1 protein-coding gene is annotated in these 350 nt (G+C 30.6%); it reads left to right on the top strand.

What is annotated here, in order from left to right; translation table 11 throughout:
• The coding region (gene rpsO / locus DF185_RS24945) for a 30S ribosomal protein S15 (protein WP_207784763.1) at positions 1–306 on the top strand (306 nt) is incomplete at its 5' end.
• Positions 307–350: the final 44 nt, after the last annotated feature.

The raw sequence follows: 350 nt of genomic DNA, 5'->3' as shown, positions 1-350 counted from the left end.
TTTGTAAAAAAAAGGGGGAGGGAGCCTTATTTTATGGTAAAAAATTCATTCATCCCGGTTATTTCGCAAGAAGAAAAGGAAGAAAATAAGGGGTCTGTTGAATTTCAAATATTAAGTTTCACCAATAAGATACGGAGACTTACTTTACATTTAGAATTGCACAGAAAAGATTATTTATCTCAGAGGGGTTTACGAAAAATTCTGGGAAAACGTCAACGTCTGCTGGCTTATTTGTCAAAGAAAAATAGAGTACGTTATAAAGAATTAATTAGTCAATTGGATATTCGGGAGCGAAAAACTCGTTAAGTTAATTTGAAAATTCATTTTGAATTCTTTGATTTATTATATTT

Source organism: Marinifilum breve, from assembly GCF_003202155.1.
GTDB classification, from domain to species: Bacteria; Bacteroidota; Bacteroidia; order Bacteroidales; family Marinifilaceae; genus Marinifilum; species Marinifilum breve.
This window is presented reverse-complemented; position numbering and strand designations above follow the sequence as displayed.